Source organism: Amycolatopsis sp. NPDC021455, assembly GCF_040640995.1.
Lineage (GTDB): Bacteria > Actinomycetota > Actinomycetes > Mycobacteriales > Pseudonocardiaceae > Amycolatopsis.
This window is the reverse complement of sequence record NZ_JBFACT010000035.1, coordinates 25822-42428: the sequence shown is the minus strand read 5'-3', so window position 1 is coordinate 42428 and position 16607 is coordinate 25822. Positions and strand designations below refer to the sequence as shown.

Sequence of the window (16607 nt, the reverse complement as noted above, 5' to 3'; positions counted from 1 at the left end):
TCGATGAACCGAACGCGCGTGGTGGTGATCGGGGCCGGCATCGTCGGTGCCGCGTGCGCGCGTGAACTCGCCGTGGCCGGTTTCGGCGTCGTGGTCCTCGACCGCGGCCGGCCCGCGGGCGGCACCACCTCGCACGGCGAGGGCAACGTCCTGGTTTCCGACAAGGGACCCGGTGCCGAGCTCGCGCTCGCGCGGCTGTCGGCCCGGCTGTGGCCGCGGCTGCTCGCCGAGATCGCCGACGCCGACCCGCGGGCGGCGGCCGCGACGGAGTACGACCCGAAGGGCGGCATCGTCGTCGCCACCACGGAAGCCGGGGCCCGCGCGCTCACCGCGTTCGCCGGCGAGCAGGCCGCGGCGGGCGTCCGGACCGAACCGCTGTCCGCGGCGGAGGTCGCGGCGGCCGAACCCGCGCTGACCCGGGAGGTGACCGCGGCCGTCCGCTACCCGGAGGACGCGCAGGTGCAGCCGGCCGGCGCGGCGCTGGCCCTGCTGGGTTCGGCGCTCGCCCGCGGCGCCCGGCTGCGCACGGACACCGAGGTGACCGGCGCGGTCGTCCGCGGCGGCCGGCTGACCGGCGTCCGGGTGCCCGGCGAAGTGGTCGAGGCGGACGTCGTCGTGAACGCGGCGGGCCCGTGGTCCGGGCTCGTTTCCGGTCGGCTGGGCGCCCCGATCGCCGTCCGGCCGCGGCGCGGCGAGGTGCTGGTGACCACGCCGATGCCCGGCGTGGTGCGCCACAAGGTCTACGACGCCGACTACGTCGGGGCGGTCGGGACCGGCAGCGGCGAGCTGCGGACGTCCGCGGTGGTGGAGTCGACGCGTGGCGGCACCGTGCTGATCGGCTCGTCGCGCCGCCGGGTGGGCTTCGACGACGCGATCCGGCCGGACGTGCTGAGCGCCATCGCGGCCAAGGCCGTGCGGTTGTTCCCGTCCCTCGCCGACGCCGCGGTGATGCGGGCCTACGGCGGTTTCCGGCCGTACGTGGACGACCACCTCCCGGTGCTGGGCGAGGACCCGCGGCTGGGGAACCTCTGGCACGCGACCGGCCACGAGGGCGCGGGGATCGGCTTGAGCGTCGGCACCGCGCGGCTGCTGCGCGAGCTGCTCACCGGGGAGGAACCGTCGATGCCGGTCGGAGAGTTCACTGTGGACCGTCCGGCGGTGCTGGCATGAGCTCGATCGAGATCACCGTCGACGGCGAAACCGTGACGGGCCGCGCGGGGCAGACGATCGCCGGTGTGCTGCTGGCGTCCGGGCGGGCGTCGTGGCGCACGACGCGCTCCGGCGCGCCGCGGGGCGTGTTCTGCGGGATCGGCGCCTGTTTCGACTGCCTGCTCACCGTGAACGGCGTGCCCGACGTCCGGGCCTGCCGCCGCCGCGCCGCCGACGGCGACGAGGTCCGGACCCAGACCCGGGAGGGGAGCGCGTGACGCGGGTGGTCGTCGTCGGGGCCGGGCCGGCGGGGCTCGCGGCCGCCGAGCACGCGCTGCGGGCCGGGGCGGACGTCACCGTCCTGGACCAGGCGGACGCGCCGGGCGGGCAGTACCACCGGACGCCGGCGGGAGCACCGCACGGCTTCGAGGCGCTGCTGAGCCGGTGCACGTGGTGGCCGTCGAGCACGGTCTGGGCCCTGGAAGACAAGCGGGTCCACGTCCTGCGCGGCCCGGCCGACGGCACCGGGCGACGGCGGCACGTGCTCGAGCCCGACGCGCTGGTCCTCGCCACCGGCGCCCACGACCGGGTCCTGCCGTTCCCCGGGTGGCAGCTGCCCGGCGTCTTCACCGCGGGCGCCGCGCAGGCGCTGGCCAAGGGGGAGCGGGTGGCCGTCGGACGGCGGGTGCTCGTCGCCGGGGCCGGGCCGTTCCTGCTGCCGGTCGCCGCGTCACTGCTGGACGTGGGCGCCGAGGTGCTCGCCGTGATGGAGGCCAACGTCGTGCCGGCTGTCCTCGAAGGATGGTCGTGGCGCTCGGCGGCCCACGTCGGGAAAATGGCCGAACTGGTGCGTTACGCCGGCACGCTGGCCCGGCACCGGGTGCCGTACCGGATGGGCCGCGCCGTCGTCGAAGCCCGCGGGGACGGCCGGGTCCGCGAAGTCGTCACGGCCCGCGTCCGCGCGGACTGGTCGGTCGTGGCGGGCACCGAACGGGCTTACGAGGTCGACGCCGTCTGCGTGGGGCACGGGTTCGTGCCCCAGCCCGAACTGGCCGTCGCGGCGGGCTGCGCGCTCAACGGCGGGTTCGTCCGGGTCGACGGCGACCAGCGCACGAGCGTCCCGGGTGTGTTCGCCGCCGGGGAGATCACGGGCATCGGCGGCGCGGTGACCGCGGCGGCGGAGGGCGCGATCGCGGGCCGCGTCGCTGCGGGTGGCCGTCCGGCTCGTGGTTTGCTCCGCGCACGCGACCGGGCCCGCGCGTTCGCCGCGCGGCTCGCGGCCGCGCACCCGATCGGCGCGGCCTGGCCCGGCTGGCTGCGCGAGGAGACGATCGTGTGCCGCTGCGAGGAAACCACCTACGGCGACCTGCGGCGCGCGACGGCCGACCCGGCTGAGCCGGGCCCGCACGCGCTCAAGCTGGGTACCCGCGCGGGGCTCGGCCCGTGCCAGGGGCGGATGTGCGGGCCGGCGGTCGCCGACCTCTGCGGGAGCGTCGAGCGGCATCACCGTCCGATCGCCCAGCCGATCCGGCTGGGGGAGCTCGCCGACCCCGGGGGAGGGGTCGAGTGAGCACTCGCGTCTTCACGGGGTTGGCCGCCACCATCGCCGCGTGTTCCAAGCGCCCCAATGTGGCATTGGGTGCGTTGGATGCACCGAATGCCACATTGGGTGCGTTGGATGCACCCAACGCCACATTGGGGCGCGTCGGCCGGCTGCTGTCCACCCACCGCCGTCCGATTGCCGAACCGAAGGAGACCGACGCATGAGCACCCGCGACCTCGGTGGCGTGGTCGTCGCCGCCGCTTTGCCCTACCGGGCCGACGATGCCGCGCCCGCCGGGCTGGCCGTCGACTACGACACCTATGCCGAGCACTGCCGGTGGCTCGTCGAGAACGGCTGCCGCGGCGTCGGCCCGAACGGCTCCCTCGGCGAGTACTCCTCCCTCACCGACGACGAGCGCCGCCGCGTCGCCCGCACCGCGATCGAGGCCGTCGGCAGCGACGGGATCGTCGTCGTCGGCGTCCACGGCCCCGGCGCGCACCAGGCCCGGTACTGGGCCGAGGCGGCGGCCGAGGACGGCGCGCACGGCGTGCTCTGCCTGCCGCCGACGCTCTACCGCGCCAACCGCGGCGAAGTGCTCGCCCACTTCGAAGCCGTCGCGTCCGTCGGGCTGCCGGTGATGGTCTACAACAACCCCTTCGACACCAAGGTCGACCTCACGCCGGACCTGCTGGCCGAACTCGCGCAGATCGACAACGTCGTGGCCGTCAAGGAGTTCTCCGGTGACGTCCGGCGCGTGCTGGAGATCCGCGAACGCGCGCCCGGTCTGGCCGTGATCGGCGGCGCCGACGACGTCGTCCTGGAAAGCCTGCTGATGGGCGCGACCGGCTGGTTCGCCGGGTTCCCCAACGTGTTCCCGGCCGAGTCGGCGCGGCTGTTCGAGCTGGCCACCGCGGGCAAGCTCGACGAGGCCCGTGCGCTGTACGAACCCCTCGTGGCCGCGTTCCGGTGGGACTCGCGCACCGAGTTCGTCCAGGCCATCAAGCTCGGCATGGACATGGTCGGCCGCCGCGGCGGGCCGTGCCGTCCGCCGCGGGGACCGCTCTCGGACGTCCACCGCGAGCAGGTCCGCGCCGACATGGGCCGCGCGCTCGCGGCGCTGGGGGTGGCGTAGGTGCGGTCCTCACGCGCGATCACGGCGGTCGATTCGCACACCGAAGGCATGCCGACCCGGGTGGTGACCGGCGGCGTCGGCACGATCCCCGGGGCCACGATGGCGGAGCGCCGCCGGTACTTCATGGAAAACCTCGACCACCTCCGGCAGTTCCTGATGAACGAGCCCCGCGGCCATTCCGCGATGAGCGGCGCCATCCTGCAGCCGCCCTGCCGGGACGACGCCGACTGGGGTGTCGTGTACATCGAGGTCTCCGGGTGCCTGCCGATGTGCGGCCACGGCACGATCGGCGTGGCCACGGTGCTGGTGGAGACCGGCATGGTCGAGGTGACCGAGCCGGTGACGGTGGTGCGCCTGGACACCCCGGCCGGGCTCGTGCACGCCGAGGTGTCCGTCCGGGACGGGCGGGCCGAACGCGTCAAGCTGCGCAACGTCGCGTCGTTCCTCGCCGAGCGCGACGCCGTGGTGGACGTGCCCGGGTTCGGCGAGGTCCGCTACGACCTCGCCTACGGCGGCAACTTCTACGCCATCCTCGAACTGTCCAAGGTGGACATTCCGTTCGAGCGGGCGGAGAAGGACCGGATCCTTTCGGCGGGCCTGGCGATCATGGGCGCGATCGACGAACAGCGCCCGCCTAAGCATCCGGCCGACCCGCTGATCGGCGGCTGCAAGCACGTCCAGTTCCTCGCGCCCGGCTCCGACGCGCGCGCGTCGCGGAACGCGATGGCCATCCACCCGGGCTGGTTCGACCGCTCGCCCTGCGGCACCGGCACGTCCGCCCGGATGGCCCAGCTGCACGCCCGCGGCGAACTGCCGCTGCACACGCCATTCGAGAACAGCTCGTTCATCGGCACGACGTTCACCGGCGAGCTGGTCGGGGAGACGGAGGTGGGCGGCGTGCCCGCCGTGATCCCGGAGTTCTCCGGCCGCGCCTGGATCACCGGCAACGCCACGTACCTGCTCGACCCGTCCGATCCGTTCCCGGCCGGTTTCGTCCTGTGATCCGGTTGCCGCGCAAGGTACTTTGGTCGCATGGCCACCGTTCGTTCGCTGACGTCCTATCCGATCAAGGAATGTGCCGGAGTCGCCGAGGAACGCGTGGCGGTCACGGTCACCGGCCTGCCCGGCGACCGGCTGTTCGCGGTGGTCGCGCCGGACGGGGAAACCGCCTGGCAGGGTGAGACTCCGCGGCTGGCCACGATCCGGGGCCGGGTGCTCGACGACGGCGCGAAACTTTCGCTGAGCGCCCCCGGTGCCGGCGAATTCCGGCTGGCCGTGGCAGTGGACGGCCCGGTCCTGCCGGTGGACGTCGACAAGTGGCCCGGCGCCGGGGTCGACCAGGGTGACGAGGTGGCGGACTGGCTGTCCGGAGCGCTCGGCCGGCCGGTCCGCCTGGTCCGCGAGCCGGACCGGGCGAGCCGGCTCCGGGATTCCACGGCGCTGCTGATCATTTCGCTGTCCTCTTTGGACGGCTTGAACGAGCGGATCGCCGCGCGCGGAGCGGAACCGGTGCCGATGACCCGGTTCCGGCCCAACATCGTCGTCGACGGCTGGCCCGAGCCGCACACCGAGGACCGGGTGGCCCGGATGACGATCGGCGGCACCGAGATCGGCTTCGGCGAACTGGCGATCCGCTGCGCGGTCACCCTCGTCGACCAGGCGGCCGGGGTCCGCGCCGGCCCGGAGCCGTTGCGCACCCTGGCCGACTACCGCCGGGAACCGGACGGCGTCAGCTTCGGCCTGAAGGCGGCGGTGCTCACCCCCGGCAAGATCGCCGTCGGCGACGAGGTCACCGTCACCGAATGGCGGTGACCGTGCGCTACCCGGCCGCGCAGGCCGCCGTCGTGCCCGTGCCGGTTCCGGTGCCCTGGTAACCGAACTCCGTCGACTGACCGGCGGCGAGGGCGCCGTTGGACCCGGTGTTCGTGAAGCGGACAGTGCCCGTGTCGCCGCTGCGCCCGGCGTTCCACGCGCTGGTGACGGCCGCGCCCGCGGGCAGGTTCGCGGTGACCGTCCAGCCGGTGATCGGCGTGGCGCCCGCCGTGACGCGGATCGTCGTGACGAACCCGCCCGTCCACTGGTTGACCGACACCGCCGCCGTGCAGGCGCCGCCCGCGGGCGTGGTCGGTGTCGTCGGAGTGGTGGGGGTCGTCGGCGTGGTGGGGGTGGTGGTGCCCGGGCCGTCGCTGAGGACCGGTGTCGTCCAGTCGCGCCACTCCGCCAGGCTGCCCTGCTTCCGCGCGGAAATCCGGAACACCCCGGCCGTGGTGCCGGTCTTCAGCAGGAACTTCTGGATGTTCTGCTGCAGCGGCGTCCGCCATTCGGGCCGCGACGCGCAGTGCGTGCCGTCCTGGACGTCAGACCAGTAGCTGATGTTGCCGCCCGCGCCGAGCGCCTTGTAGACCTCCGCGCCGGCCAGCGCCGCGACGCTGCCGGACCGGGCGCCCAGCCAGTCGATGTGCGGGTTCTCCATGACGAACAGCCCGCGGGGCGCGACCATGCCGGCCAGTTCGTGCGTGTCCACCGGCAGTCCGGCGGGATTGCCGGTGTAGGCGCCGAACGCGTCCCCGAACCACGGCTGTTCCCCGTAGGCGTTGCTCAGCCCCTGCGACCCGCTCTCGCCGGGGATCCCGCGCAGGATCGGCACCCCGGCGGTCCCCGACTCGATCGGCATCGTCAGCGCGATGCGCTGGTCGAGCACGCCGATCGCGAAGGCGCCCTTCCCGTACCGCGAACATCCCGTGACGCCCAGCGCGTCGGCCTTGAGGACGCTGCCGCCGGACTGCTCGATGACGTCGACGATCCGGCTCACGCCCCACGCCCAGGCCGCCAGCAGCCCGGTGCTGCTGGACGAGCCGTAAATGCTGTAGAAAGCGCCCTGTTTGTTGTTCCGCGGGGTGCCTTCCTTGCCGACGGCCAAGGGGTCGTAACTGATGACAGCGGCCCCGGAAGCCTTGATCGTCGCGGTGTCCGCGCCGAATCCGCCGACCACGAAGACCGCCGGGAACGGCCCGGATCCGCCGGGCAGCTGAACACCGGCGGAGAAACCGGCACTGCGGCCGTTTTCGCTGACGTTCACGGTGATGTTCGTGGCCGAAACGGTCCCGGTGACACTCGCCGGCTTCGCCGGTTTCTGGCCGTAGATCGTCCGCTCCGCCAGTTTCTTGATCTCCTCGCGACGGCACCGCCAGTCGGACTTCGACGTGATACGCGTGCCGTCGATCTTCTTGAAGGGATCGGGAAGTTTGGCGGTCGAGGGGAACGAGCCGGGCAGCGACACCGGGCAGTCGGCGCCGTCGTCCTCGACCGCCGCGGCGGCGCCGGAGGCCGTGGCGACCATTCCGGTTACGACGAGCAGAGCAGCCGCGAGACAGGCGACAGCCGAACGGATCCGGGAAGCGCGCACCGGGGTTCTCCCTTCCGGGAAGCGGGGCGACAGCGGAATGTAAGTTTCCTTCGCGAGAAAACCGTAGAACTGTTTCCGTTCCGGCGTCAAGAATCGAAACTTTCGGATTCCCGCCGCGTCAGACCACTTCCAGGTTGGCCATCATCCCCATGTCCTCGTGTTCGGCGTTGTGGCAGTGGAAGAGGTACCGGCCGCGGTGGCCGTCGAACCGGGTGACGATCTCCATCGCTTCGCCCGGGCGCAGCGAGACGGTGTCCTTGAGGCCCGCGTCGTGCGGCAGCGGCGGCCGCCCGCCGCGCGAGAGCACGCGGAACCCCGCCACGTGCAGGTGGATCGGGTGGTGGACGTCCGCGACCAGCCGCCACACCTCGACGTCGCCGAGCGGGACGGTGACGTCGGTGCGCGCCGGGTCGAACGGCGACCCGTCGACGAGCCAGCCGTGCCCGCCGTTCGCCTGCCCGGCCCGGAAGGAGAACTCGCGCACCCGGGCCGGCGGGCCCCACGACGGCAGATCCGTGGACAGCACCGGCGGAACGCGGCTGTCGTCGCGGGCGCGGCGCGCGACCACGAAGGCCATCACTTCGGCGGTGCGCCCGGAGCCCAGCCGGTTCACGAGCCGGACGCGGCTGCCGACCGGGACGCCCGCGAAGTCGACGACGACGTCGTAGCGCTCGGCCGGCCCGATCGGCAGGGTCGCGTGGGTGACCGGCGCGGCCAAGAGGCCTTGGTCGGCGCCGATCTGGACGAGCGGGAGCCGCCGTCCGGCGTCGGTGAGCGCCTCGAGTTCGTAGTGCCGGGCGTTCGACGCGTTGAGGATCCGCAGCCGGTACCGGGCCGCGTCCACCTCGTGCACCGGCCACGGCGCGCCGTTGACCAGGATGACGTCGCCGAGCACCCCGCCGAGGAAGCTTTCCCTGACGCCCGGCCGGTCCCGCAGCGTGGCGTCCACCGACGGGTAGTCGAGCGTGCCGTCCGCGGCGAACGCGCGGTCCGCGATCATCAGCGGCAGTTCGCGTGCTCCCGAAGGCAGGCCCAGCGCTTCTTCGGCGTCGTCGCGGACGATGTGCAGCCCGGCGAGGCCGCGCCAGATGGCCGGCGCCGTGAAGTCCATCCGGTGGTCGTGGTACCAGAGCAACGCCGGCCGCTGGTCGAGCGGGAACGTGTAGTCGCGGGTCAGGTGCGTCCGCACCGCCCGCGGGTCGGGCATCGCGTGGTGGTCCGCCCAGTCCCGCGGCAGGACGAGGTCGGTCGGGTAGCCGTCGGAGTCCGCCGGGGTCCGCCCGCCGTGCAGGTGCACGACGGTGGGCACGGGCAGCTCGTTGCGGTGGGTCACGGTGATCGCCTGGCCGCGGCGCGACTCGATCGTGGGCCCCGGGAACGTGCCGCCGTAGGTCCACAGCGGCGTCCGGATCCCGGGCAGGATCTCGGCTTCCGCGACGCGCTGGGTGATCTCGTAACGGCCGGGCGCCACCGGCTTCAGCACCTGCGGCAGCGGCAACGGAACCTGAAACGCGGGTGGCAGCGGGACCGCGCTGCGGAGTTCCGCGCCGGTGACGGGCGGGCGCCGCGACAGCGTGGCCGCGGCGGCCAAGCCGGTGGCCGCCAGCAGGCCGAACGCCCCGCCGAAGCCCAGCACCTGGCGGCGGGTCAGGTCACGCATCGACGGCCTCCAGGGGACGGCGCCAGACGGCGACGGCCAGCACGACGAGCCCCGCGATGGTCAGCACGCCCAGCGGGAGGTGCAGCCACAACGCGCCGTCGAGCCCGGCGAAGTACTGGACCGTCTCGGCGGCCGCCACCGCCGTCGTGGCGAAGAACGGCCACGCTCGCCGCAGCCGCACCCACACCACGATCGCGACGATCAGCTGCGCGTAGGCGATGGACGTGACGACGTCCGCACCGGTCGCGTGCAGGCGCAGGCCGTCGTAGTCGCCGCTGAGGTACACGCCGGCGAACACCGGCTGGCCGGCGATCACCACGACGTGCGCCCCGGTGACGGCCCGCAGCACCCAGCCGGCGGGTCTGGTTTTCGCTGTGCTTTCCACGCCTCGAAGCTATGGCCGCTGCAACATCCTGTCTAAGATCAGTATTGCTATGCCGTTATGACGGGGGAGGCATGACGTGGACCTGGGCACGCTGCGGCAGTTCCTCGTGGTGGCCCGGCTGGAGCACCTCAGCCGCGCGGCCGAAGAGCTGCGGATCGCCCAGCCTTCGCTGAGCCGCACGATCGCCAAGCTGGAGAGCGAACTGGGCACGCCGCTGTTCGACCGCGCCGGCCGGCTCCGGCTCAACGACACCGGGCAGCTCTTCCGTGGTTACGTCGAACGCGCCCTCGGCGAGCTCGACGCGGGACGGCGTGCGGTCGCCGAAGCCACCAGCGAGGGGTTCGGCACCGTGCGCCTGGCGTCGGAAACGTTCCTCACCCTCACGCGTCCGCTCGCCGCCTTCAAGCGGGCCCACCCGGACGTCGAAGTCGAACTGCACCAGCTGCCCGCCGACGCGATGGCGCGGGCGCTGCGGGCCCAGGAGATCGACCTTTGCGTTGCCTCCCAACCGATCCCCGCCGACGGCCTGACCGGCGTCGAGCTGCTCGACGAGCCCGTGCTGGTGGCCACGCCGCTGGGGCACCCGCTCGCGGAACGTGCCTCGGTCCGCGTCGAGGACCTCGCCGGCGAGCCGTTCGTCACGGCCCGCCGCGGGCACTGGCACCGGCGTCTCCTCGACCGGCTCTTCGCCGCCCGCGACCTGACCCCGAAGATCGTCTTCGAAGGCGACGAGCCCAGCGCCATCCAGGAACTGATCGGCGCCGGGCTGGGCATCGGGCTCAACCCCGCGATGGCCCGGCAGGTGGGCGCGCAGGTGCCGGTCGTCTGGATCCCGGTGGAGGATCCCGCCTGCCGCCGCACGATCACGTTGTTCTGGAACGACGGCGACCGGCTGCCGGCCGCGGCCCGGCTGATGCGCACCACGCTCACCGGGTGGTCCTGGAACCCTCCGTCGTGATCCCGGCGAGGAAGTGGCGCTGCGCCAGGAAGAACACGATCAGCAGCGGCACGGTTGTGATGACGCTCCCGGCCAGCACGATCTCCCAGCGCTGCTCGCCGGCCTGGCCGAACTGGTCGGACAGCGCCTTGAGCCCGCGCGGCAGCGTGTAGAGCGCCGGGTCGCGCAGGTAGATCAGCGGCTTGAGCAGGTCCGACCAGCTGGCCTTCAGCTCGAACACGAAGCTGACGATCAGCGCCGGACGGCACAGCGGCACCGCGATGCGCCAGAAGAGCGTCCAGTGGTTCGCGCCGTCGACGCGGGCCGCTTCGAACACTTCCCGCGGCAGGCCGAGGAAGAACTGGCGCAGCAGGAAGATGTAGAACGCGCTGCCGAACAGGTTGCCCGCCCACAGCGGCACCTGCGTGTGCGCCAGCCCGGCGCTGTTCCAGATCAGGTAGACCGGGATCATCGTCACCGCGCCGGGCAGCATCATCGTCGCCAGCACCAAGCCGAAAAGCGCGTTGCGGCCGGGAAACCGGAAGTACGCGAAGCCGAACGCCACCAGCGAGCTGGTCAGCGTCACCGCCGCGGCCGCGGCCAGCGACACCGCCACGCTGTTGGCGAACCAGGCCGCGACCGGGGCCGCCCGCCAGATCTCGACGTAGTTGTCCCACGCCCAGGTGCGGGGGACCAGCACGTTGTCGAAGACCTGCGCGCGCGGCTTCAGCGACGCGCTCAGCAGCCACACGAACGGATAGACGAACAGCACGCTCGCCGCGGTGAGCCCCGCCCACCGCAGCACCTGCCGCACCGTCACCGGTCACCGCCTTCGTAGTAGACGAACCGGCGGCTCAGCCGCACCTGCACCAGCGTGATGGCCAGGATCACGAGGAACAGCAGCCACGCCATCGCCGAGGCGTACCCGAGGTGGAGGAACTCGAACGCCTGCTGGAACAGGTAGATCAGGTAGAACAGGGCCGCGTCGTTGCTGTAGGTCGCCGACGCCGCGGAGCCGTAGAACGCCGTGTAGGCCTCGTCGAACGACTGCAGGGCCGCGATCGTCTGGACGATCAGGGTGAAGAACAGCGCGCCGCTGATCATCGGGACCGTGATCCGGCGGAAGCGCTGCCACGCCGACGCGCCGTCGAGCTCGGCGGCCTCGTACAGCTCCGGCGGCACGCCGCGCAGCGCGGCCAAGTAGATCACCACCGTGCCGCCCACCGACCACAGGTGCATGAGCACCAGCCCGGGTTTCACCCACGGCCCGTCGGTGCTCCACTGTGGACCGTCGATGCCGACCAGCCCCAGCACGGCGTTGACCAGGCCGGCCTGGCCGTTGAACAGGATGAGGAACAGCACGCCGACGGCGACCTTCGGGGTGATCTCCGGCAGGTAGAAGACCGTGCGGAAGAACCCGGCCGACCGGCGGCCCGCCCGCGAGAGCAGGGCGGCCAGCGCGAGCGAGACGGCCATCGTGGCCGGCACCGACAGCACCGTGTAGACCAGCGTGTTCCCCAGGCTCTTGCGCACGGCGGGGTCTTCGACGAGCCGCCGGTAGTTGGCCCACCCGACGGCGTCCGGCGCCCGCAGCGCGTCGTAGTCGGTGAACGAGAGCACGAGGCTGGCGACCATCGGGACCGCCATGAAGATCACGAACCCGATCATCCACGGCGACAGGAACGCATAAGCGGCCCAGGTTTCCCGCGTCCGCCGCCTCACCGGCGGGCCACCGCGGCGTCCAGCGCCCGCTGGGCCTCCTGCTGGGCCTGGCGCAGCGCGTCCGCGGGCTGCTGCTCGCCGGAGAGGACCCGGTTGACCGCGTTCTGCCAGGCCGTCTTGAACTCGGAGCCGGCCGGGGACGCCGGCATGGTGAAGGCGGTTTCCTGGGCCCGCAAAACCGTCCGCACGGCGGCGTCGAACGCCGGGCGGTCTTTCAGCTGCACGAGCCGGCCGAAGATCTCCTGGTCGGCGACGCGGTTGCCGGTGTAGACGCCGGTGAACGCCTTGCCGGCGGCCTTCCGCTTTTCGGCGCGGGCCTGGGCGGCGGCGACCCACGAAGGAGCGTCGGTCATCGTCTTGATCCAGGTGCAGGCCTGGTCCTTGTGGGTGCTCCCGGCGGGGATCACCCAGGCGCTGCCGGTGACCCAGTCGACCGGCGCACCGGCGGGGTCGGTGAACGGCGCGGCGGACAACCGCACGTCCGGCGAGTAGTTGGCCAGGACGTTGAGGTACCAGTCGTCCATCACGGTCGACGCGAGCTGCTGCTGGGCGAACGGGTTCTTCTCGCCGAAGAAGTCGAACGAGTCGCGGAACGCCTTCACCGCGCTCCAGCCGCCCTGGGCGTCGATCAGCGACTTGGTGTAGGTGAGGATCTCGGCCAGCCGCGGGTCGTCGAGGTGCGCGGTGCGGCCGTCGTCGCTGAGCATCCGCACGCCGTTGGCCTTGGCCCACAACGGAAGGAACTCGGGGATCTTGGGGTCGAACCCGATCCGCGACAGCCCGCCCGCGGTCCGCGCGGTGAGCGTCCGGGCGGTGGCGGCCAGCTTCGCCCGGTCCGTCGTCGTGACGTCCTGGGGCCGCATTCCGCCCGCTTCGACGGCGGAGTCGTTGATCAGCAGGATCCGGTTGTCGTAGGACTCGGGCAGGCCGTAGACCTTGCCGTCGAGGGTGACCTCTTTCAAGGCGGCGGGCCGGTACTGGCCGACGTCGACGTGCTGCCGGGCGATGCAGTCGGTCAGGGGTTCGAGCGTGCCTCGCGCGGCGTAGGTGCCGAGCAGCTGCCGGTCGAGGTAGACGACGTCCGGCGGCGTGTGCGAGGCGACGGCGGCGAGGAACTGCTGGGCGTCGAAGGCACCGCCGCCGATCTTCACCGTGGCGGGCGCGATCGCCTTGCCCGCCAGATCGGCCCGGGTGGTGGCGATTTCGTCGCCGAGCCCGAACCCCATGCTCGTCAGGGTGGGTGCCGCGCCGCTGTCACCACCGCCGACCCCGCCGCACCCGGCGAGCACCAGGACCACACCCGCACCGGCCAGAAGTTTCCGCACCATCGCACCCCTCCCGCAGCCGCAGTGAAACCCGGGGTGGGTACCCGGTCGGCGGCGGTCCAAACCACCGCGCTCAGTGCGCGGCGGCGGTGACCCAGGGGTTGGGCCGGCAGACGGCACCGTCGGGCCGGACGCGAGCGGCGCCGGGTTCGGCGCGGTTGAGCTCGGCGAGGTAGGTGTTCGCCAGCCCGAAGGTCTGCTGCATCATGACCGGCGCCGGCGCCCCGGTGGCGGGGCAGCCGACGTGCCCGAAGCCGAGGGCGTGGCCCACCTCGTGGTTGATGGCGTAGGCCCGGTAGCCGGCGAGGTCGTGGCCGAAGGAATGGGCACCGCGGAGCCAGCGGGCCAGGTTGACGACGATCCGGTGGCCCCGCGTGAGGCGGCAGGAGGAGTCGAAGGGGACGGTGAAGCCGCAGAGGTCGGGACGCCGGGCGGTCCCGGGGCTGGTCAGGCTGATCCGGACGGCGGGCTCGCCGTCGGCCGGGCCGAGCCGCCGGAAGGTGACGGTTTTGAGCCCGATCCAGCCGCGCGGGTCGGCGAGGACCGCGTCGACGTCCGCGGCGAAGGAGGGGACGTCCACGCCGTCCTCGATCTCGACGGTGTAGGTGAGGACCTTCGAGCCGGTCCCGGCGACGGTGCCCGGCCCGGGGACGACGTGCCAGGTGCCGGCGCCGGCCTCGGTGACCGGCGTGCCGCCGGGGAGCGCGGCGGGTTCCGGTGGTGGGACGGTCGTCGGGGTGACGGCCGGCGGTAGGGCCGAGGCGGTCCCGGTGACCCGCCGCGGTTCGACCGCCCGCGGGATGAGCAGAAGGGCGACGGCGAGCGCAACGCCGAAAACGAGCACGGCGGGCGGCCACCACGCCGTCGGCGGCGGATCGCGTGGCGGCGCGGGCTCGGGGGTGGGCAGCGGGCCGGGCAGGGGGAGGAAGGCGGGGCGGGGCACCCGCGGAGCCGGTGGGCCGACCGCCAAGGCCGGGGCGAGGAAAGTCGCCCGTGGCATGGGGAAGGCCGGGGCTGCTTCCGCGGACGGGGCGAGCGCGGCCTGGGCGGTGCGGGTTGGCGGCTCGGGCGCCGGTTCGGCCGGGTGGGTCGAAGTCGCCCGAGCGGCCTGTGCGGTGGGAATCACCGGAGCGGCCCGTGTGGTGCCTGGCGCCGGGCCGCCGCCCGGCCGCACCGGACGGCGCCGGGGCTGCGGAAGCCAGTCGACGCGGGCCGCCGGGATCGGGTCAGTAGGCAAGGCCCACGCTCGCACAGGCCGGTGCCACCGCACCCTCGGACCTGGGATACGCCACCGTCGACGGGTCGCCGTCGGAGGTGTAGCGGTGTCCGGCCGGAGAGGCCAGCACGTCCAGCCAATGGGCCGAGCCGTACTCCGCCTCCTCGCCCGCCGACTGGGAGCGGATGCGGGGGATCGAGCCCGGGTCGAACGCGCCCGAGCACGGGGACGGTGCCGGGCCCGCGCCGACGAGCAGTACGCCGTCGTAGGCGTACCCCGGTCCCCGCAACGCCAGCTCCTCCTTGCGCGGGTGGGTGCCGAACGGCAGTGCCAGCGTCGCCGGCCGGTAGCCCGGCACCGCCTGGCGGATCAGGGCGTCCTCTTCCGCGATGGCGGTGGTCACCGCGCTTTCGGCGGCCGTGCGCAGGTTCGTGTGCCGCCGCGTGTGGTTGCCGATCTCGAAGTGGTGCTCGGCCAGCCAGCTCAGGGCCCGCCCGTCCCCGCCGAACGGGTGCTCGTTGACGTACAGGCCGGCGACCGGCCGGAACCGCGGGTGCGCGGCGGCGACGTCGAGCAGGATCCGGACCGCAGTGCCCGGTGCCGGTTGTCCCTGCGGGGTGAGGCTGAACGCGCTCGGGTCGCCGTCGTCGAAGGTCAGCACCACCGGGTGCGTGCCCGCCGGCAGGTCGAGCCGCCGGGCGAGGAGCTCGGCGGTGGTGACGGGCACGTAGTTCTCGTCCGCGAGCCGCTCGAGCTCCGCGGTGAAGTCCGCGGGCGTGCGGTCGTAGACCGACCGCGGCCGCTCGGCGATGCGGTGGTACATGAGGATCGGCACCCGGCCGAGCTCGTCGGCGCCCACCTGGCGCGCGGCGGCGGCCGTGACCCGGGCCGGCGTGGCCGGCGGCGGTGGCGACGCCGGAGCCGGGGCCACGGGTGCGGGCGCACCGCAGGCCGCCAGGGCGAGGAGAGCGGCGAACCCGGCGCCGGACCGGAAAAGGCAACGCATGCCCGAAGTGTGCGTCGGCCCCGCGGCCGGCGCGGGCCGGGCCACCGGGTCGGGTGAGCGCGGAATCCCGTGCCACCGCGGGTTTCCGCTGGCCGTGGCGCTAGGCCGGAAACCGGCTCGGGCACGATGTGGTGATCGCCGGGAAACCGGTTTGGCGAAGATCGTCGTCGGGTATTTCCCCGCGATGGTCCCGAAAAAGGCGGTCACCGCCGAACGAACCTTCGATCGACGCCTGGTCCTCACCGCCGCTCTCGCGGGCTTGGCGACGAGCGCGTGCGGCGCGCCGCGGCTGGGCCGGGCGGTGGCCGCGCCGGTCCCGGCGTCGTCCGCCGCTCCGCCGTCACCGCCGCCGAACCCGCTGGAGACAAGCCTTCTCGTCGGGTTCTGCGGCGCGCCGGGCGCGAAGGCGCTCGGCCGGATGACGGGCGACCTCGCGGAAGCGAGCCGCCGGCTCCAGGCGCAGATCCGGGCGTTCCCGCCGGGACGGCCGGTCACCCCGGTCGTCGAGCTGATCGCGACCACCGTGCACCGCTCGCCCGGCGCGGACGGCATGTACCGCAGCCGCTGCGAAGACTCGACCGTCCGCGACTACCTCGGCGCGGCCCGCGCGCTGAACGGCTTGCTGCTGCTGAACATCCAGCCCGGCCGCGCCGACTTCCCGCCGGAGGTGCGAGCCTACGAGCGGTGGCTGACCGAGCCCGACGTCGGGGTCGCGCTCGACCCCGAGTGGGCGGTGGAACCGGGCGTGGTGCCGGGCCGGAAGTTCGGCCGCACGACCGGCGCCGAGCTCGACGAGGTGGCCCGGTACCTCGGCGGCCTGGCCGAGGCGCACCGCCTGCCCGCCAAGGTCATGGTCTACCACCAGGTGGCCGCCTCGGTGGTGCGCGATGAAGCGCTTCTCCTGCCGCACCAGGGTGTTTCGGTGGTCAAGGTGGTCGACGGCATCGGTTCGGCGGCGGCGAAGAAGGCGACGTGGCGGACGCTGATGACGACCATGCCCGCCCACGTCCGCCCGGGGTTCAAGCTCTTCTTCGAGGAGGACACCCGCCGCGGCGCGGCTCTGATGAGCCCGGCGGAAGTCCTGGCCCTGACCCCGGCGCCCGCCTACGTCGTCTACGAATAGCCG

Annotated in this window: 17 protein-coding genes; 9 read left to right on the top strand and 8 right to left on the bottom strand. The window is 73.3% G+C overall.

Translation table 11 applies throughout. The features are described 5' to 3' along the window. Positions 1-3 precede the first annotated feature (3 nt). The 7 genes from AB0G28_RS30715 to AB0G28_RS30685 are packed head-to-tail and all read left to right on the top strand — an operon-like array spanning position 4 to position 5636. Positions 4-1170, top strand: a complete 1167-nt coding sequence (locus AB0G28_RS30715) for an FAD-dependent oxidoreductase (protein WP_361096731.1) — start codon at positions 4-6, stop codon at positions 1168-1170. After that, a complete protein-coding gene (locus AB0G28_RS30710; protein WP_361096728.1) occupies positions 1167-1427 on the top strand; it encodes a (2Fe-2S)-binding protein in 261 nt (86 codons plus the stop codon). Before AB0G28_RS30715 ends, AB0G28_RS30710 begins: the two co-directional genes overlap by 4 nt. Continuing rightward, a complete protein-coding gene (locus AB0G28_RS30705) occupies positions 1424-2719 on the top strand; it encodes an NAD(P)/FAD-dependent oxidoreductase (RefSeq protein WP_361096725.1) in 1296 nt (431 codons plus the stop codon). The genes AB0G28_RS30710 and AB0G28_RS30705 overlap by 4 nt, the downstream gene beginning before the upstream one ends. Next, positions 2716-2916, top strand: a complete 201-nt coding sequence (locus AB0G28_RS30700) for a hypothetical protein (protein WP_361096722.1) — start codon at positions 2716-2718, stop codon at positions 2914-2916. Before AB0G28_RS30705 ends, AB0G28_RS30700 begins: the two co-directional genes overlap by 4 nt. Next, positions 2913-3824 (top strand): dihydrodipicolinate synthase family protein, encoded by a 912-nt coding sequence (locus AB0G28_RS30695; protein ID WP_361096720.1) that lies wholly within the window; start codon positions 2913-2915, stop codon positions 3822-3824. The genes AB0G28_RS30700 and AB0G28_RS30695 overlap by 4 nt, the downstream gene beginning before the upstream one ends. Then, the gene (locus AB0G28_RS30690; protein ID WP_361096717.1) at positions 3825-4826 is read left to right on the top strand and encodes a proline racemase family protein; all 1002 of its coding nucleotides are present in this window, start codon (positions 3825-3827) and stop codon (positions 4824-4826) included. A 30-nt stretch (positions 4827-4856) separates the two neighbouring features. After that, positions 4857-5636: an MOSC N-terminal beta barrel domain-containing protein gene (locus AB0G28_RS30685; protein ID WP_361096714.1), complete on the top strand. Its 780-nt coding sequence runs from the start codon at positions 4857-4859 to the stop codon at positions 5634-5636. Positions 5637-5643: 7 nt separating this feature from the next. On the opposite strand, the gene AB0G28_RS30680 is transcribed toward AB0G28_RS30685, so the two are convergent. From AB0G28_RS30680 to AB0G28_RS30670, 3 genes are all read right to left on the bottom strand, one after another. Next, positions 5644-7164: a cellulose binding domain-containing protein gene (locus tag AB0G28_RS30680; RefSeq protein ID WP_361096711.1), complete on the bottom strand. Its 1521-nt coding sequence runs from the start codon at positions 7162-7164 to the stop codon at positions 5644-5646. 184 nt (positions 7165-7348) lie between these two features. Next, complete coding sequence (locus AB0G28_RS30675) at positions 7349-8890, bottom strand: multicopper oxidase family protein (protein ID WP_361096708.1); 1542 nt, start codon at positions 8888-8890, stop codon at positions 7349-7351. Further along, complete coding sequence (locus AB0G28_RS30670; protein ID WP_361096705.1) at positions 8883-9275, bottom strand: hypothetical protein; 393 nt, start codon at positions 9273-9275, stop codon at positions 8883-8885. Before AB0G28_RS30670 ends, AB0G28_RS30675 begins: the two co-directional genes overlap by 8 nt. Before the next feature lie 76 nt (positions 9276-9351). Between AB0G28_RS30670 and AB0G28_RS30665 the strand changes: the two genes are divergently transcribed. Beyond that, complete coding sequence (locus tag AB0G28_RS30665) at positions 9352-10233, top strand: LysR family transcriptional regulator (RefSeq protein ID WP_361096702.1); 882 nt, start codon at positions 9352-9354, stop codon at positions 10231-10233. Here AB0G28_RS30665 and AB0G28_RS30660 read toward each other — a convergent pair. From AB0G28_RS30660 to AB0G28_RS30640, 5 genes are all read right to left on the bottom strand, one after another. Then, the gene (locus AB0G28_RS30660; protein WP_361096699.1) at positions 10202-11032 is read right to left on the bottom strand and encodes a carbohydrate ABC transporter permease; all 831 of its coding nucleotides are present in this window, start codon (positions 11030-11032) and stop codon (positions 10202-10204) included. The two genes, AB0G28_RS30665 and AB0G28_RS30660, sit on opposite strands and share 32 nt — an antisense overlap. Continuing rightward, entirely contained in the window at positions 11029-11934 is a 906-nt protein-coding gene (locus tag AB0G28_RS30655) for a sugar ABC transporter permease (protein ID WP_361096696.1), read from the bottom strand. Before AB0G28_RS30655 ends, AB0G28_RS30660 begins: the two co-directional genes overlap by 4 nt. Next, positions 11931-13262 carry an extracellular solute-binding protein gene (locus AB0G28_RS30650; RefSeq protein WP_361096693.1) on the bottom strand — a complete coding sequence of 444 codons (1332 nt, stop codon included), beginning with the start codon at positions 13260-13262 and terminating at the stop codon, positions 11931-11933. The genes AB0G28_RS30655 and AB0G28_RS30650 overlap by 4 nt, the downstream gene beginning before the upstream one ends. A 70-nt stretch (positions 13263-13332) precedes the next feature. Continuing rightward, complete coding sequence (locus AB0G28_RS30645; protein WP_361096690.1) at positions 13333-14259, bottom strand: DUF3152 domain-containing protein; 927 nt, start codon at positions 14257-14259, stop codon at positions 13333-13335. 226 nt (positions 14260-14485) lie between these two features. Next, complete coding sequence (locus AB0G28_RS30640) at positions 14486-15481, bottom strand: polysaccharide deacetylase family protein (protein WP_361096687.1); 996 nt, start codon at positions 15479-15481, stop codon at positions 14486-14488. 151 nt (positions 15482-15632) lie between these two features. On the opposite strand from AB0G28_RS30640, the gene AB0G28_RS30635 reads away from it, so the two are divergent. Beyond that, positions 15633-16604 (top strand): hypothetical protein, encoded by a 972-nt coding sequence (locus AB0G28_RS30635; protein WP_361096684.1) that lies wholly within the window; start codon positions 15633-15635, stop codon positions 16602-16604. The last annotated feature ends 3 nt before the right edge of the window (positions 16605-16607 follow it).

Coding starts and splice junctions, on each gene's coding strand:
- AB0G28_RS30715 (WP_361096731.1), top strand. CDS start 4: ATGAACCGAACGCGCGTGGTGGTGATCGGGGCCGGCATCGTCGGTGCC.
- AB0G28_RS30710 (WP_361096728.1), top strand. CDS start 1,167: ATGAGCTCGATCGAGATCACCGTCGACGGCGAAACCGTGACGGGCCGC.
- AB0G28_RS30695 (WP_361096720.1), top strand. CDS start 2,913: ATGAGCACCCGCGACCTCGGTGGCGTGGTCGTCGCCGCCGCTTTGCCC.
- AB0G28_RS30685 (WP_361096714.1), top strand. CDS start 4,857: ATGGCCACCGTTCGTTCGCTGACGTCCTATCCGATCAAGGAATGTGCC.
- AB0G28_RS30680 (WP_361096711.1), bottom strand. CDS start 7,164: ATGGTCGCCACGGCCTCCGGCGCCGCCGCGGCGGTCGAGGACGACGGC.
- AB0G28_RS30675 (WP_361096708.1), bottom strand. CDS start 8,890: ATGCGTGACCTGACCCGCCGCCAGGTGCTGGGCTTCGGCGGGGCGTTC.
- AB0G28_RS30650 (WP_361096693.1), bottom strand. CDS start 13,262: ATGGTGCGGAAACTTCTGGCCGGTGCGGGTGTGGTCCTGGTGCTCGCC.
- AB0G28_RS30645 (WP_361096690.1), bottom strand. CDS start 14,259: ATGCCACGGGCGACTTTCCTCGCCCCGGCCTTGGCGGTCGGCCCACCG.
- AB0G28_RS30640 (WP_361096687.1), bottom strand. CDS start 15,481: ATGCGTTGCCTTTTCCGGTCCGGCGCCGGGTTCGCCGCTCTCCTCGCC.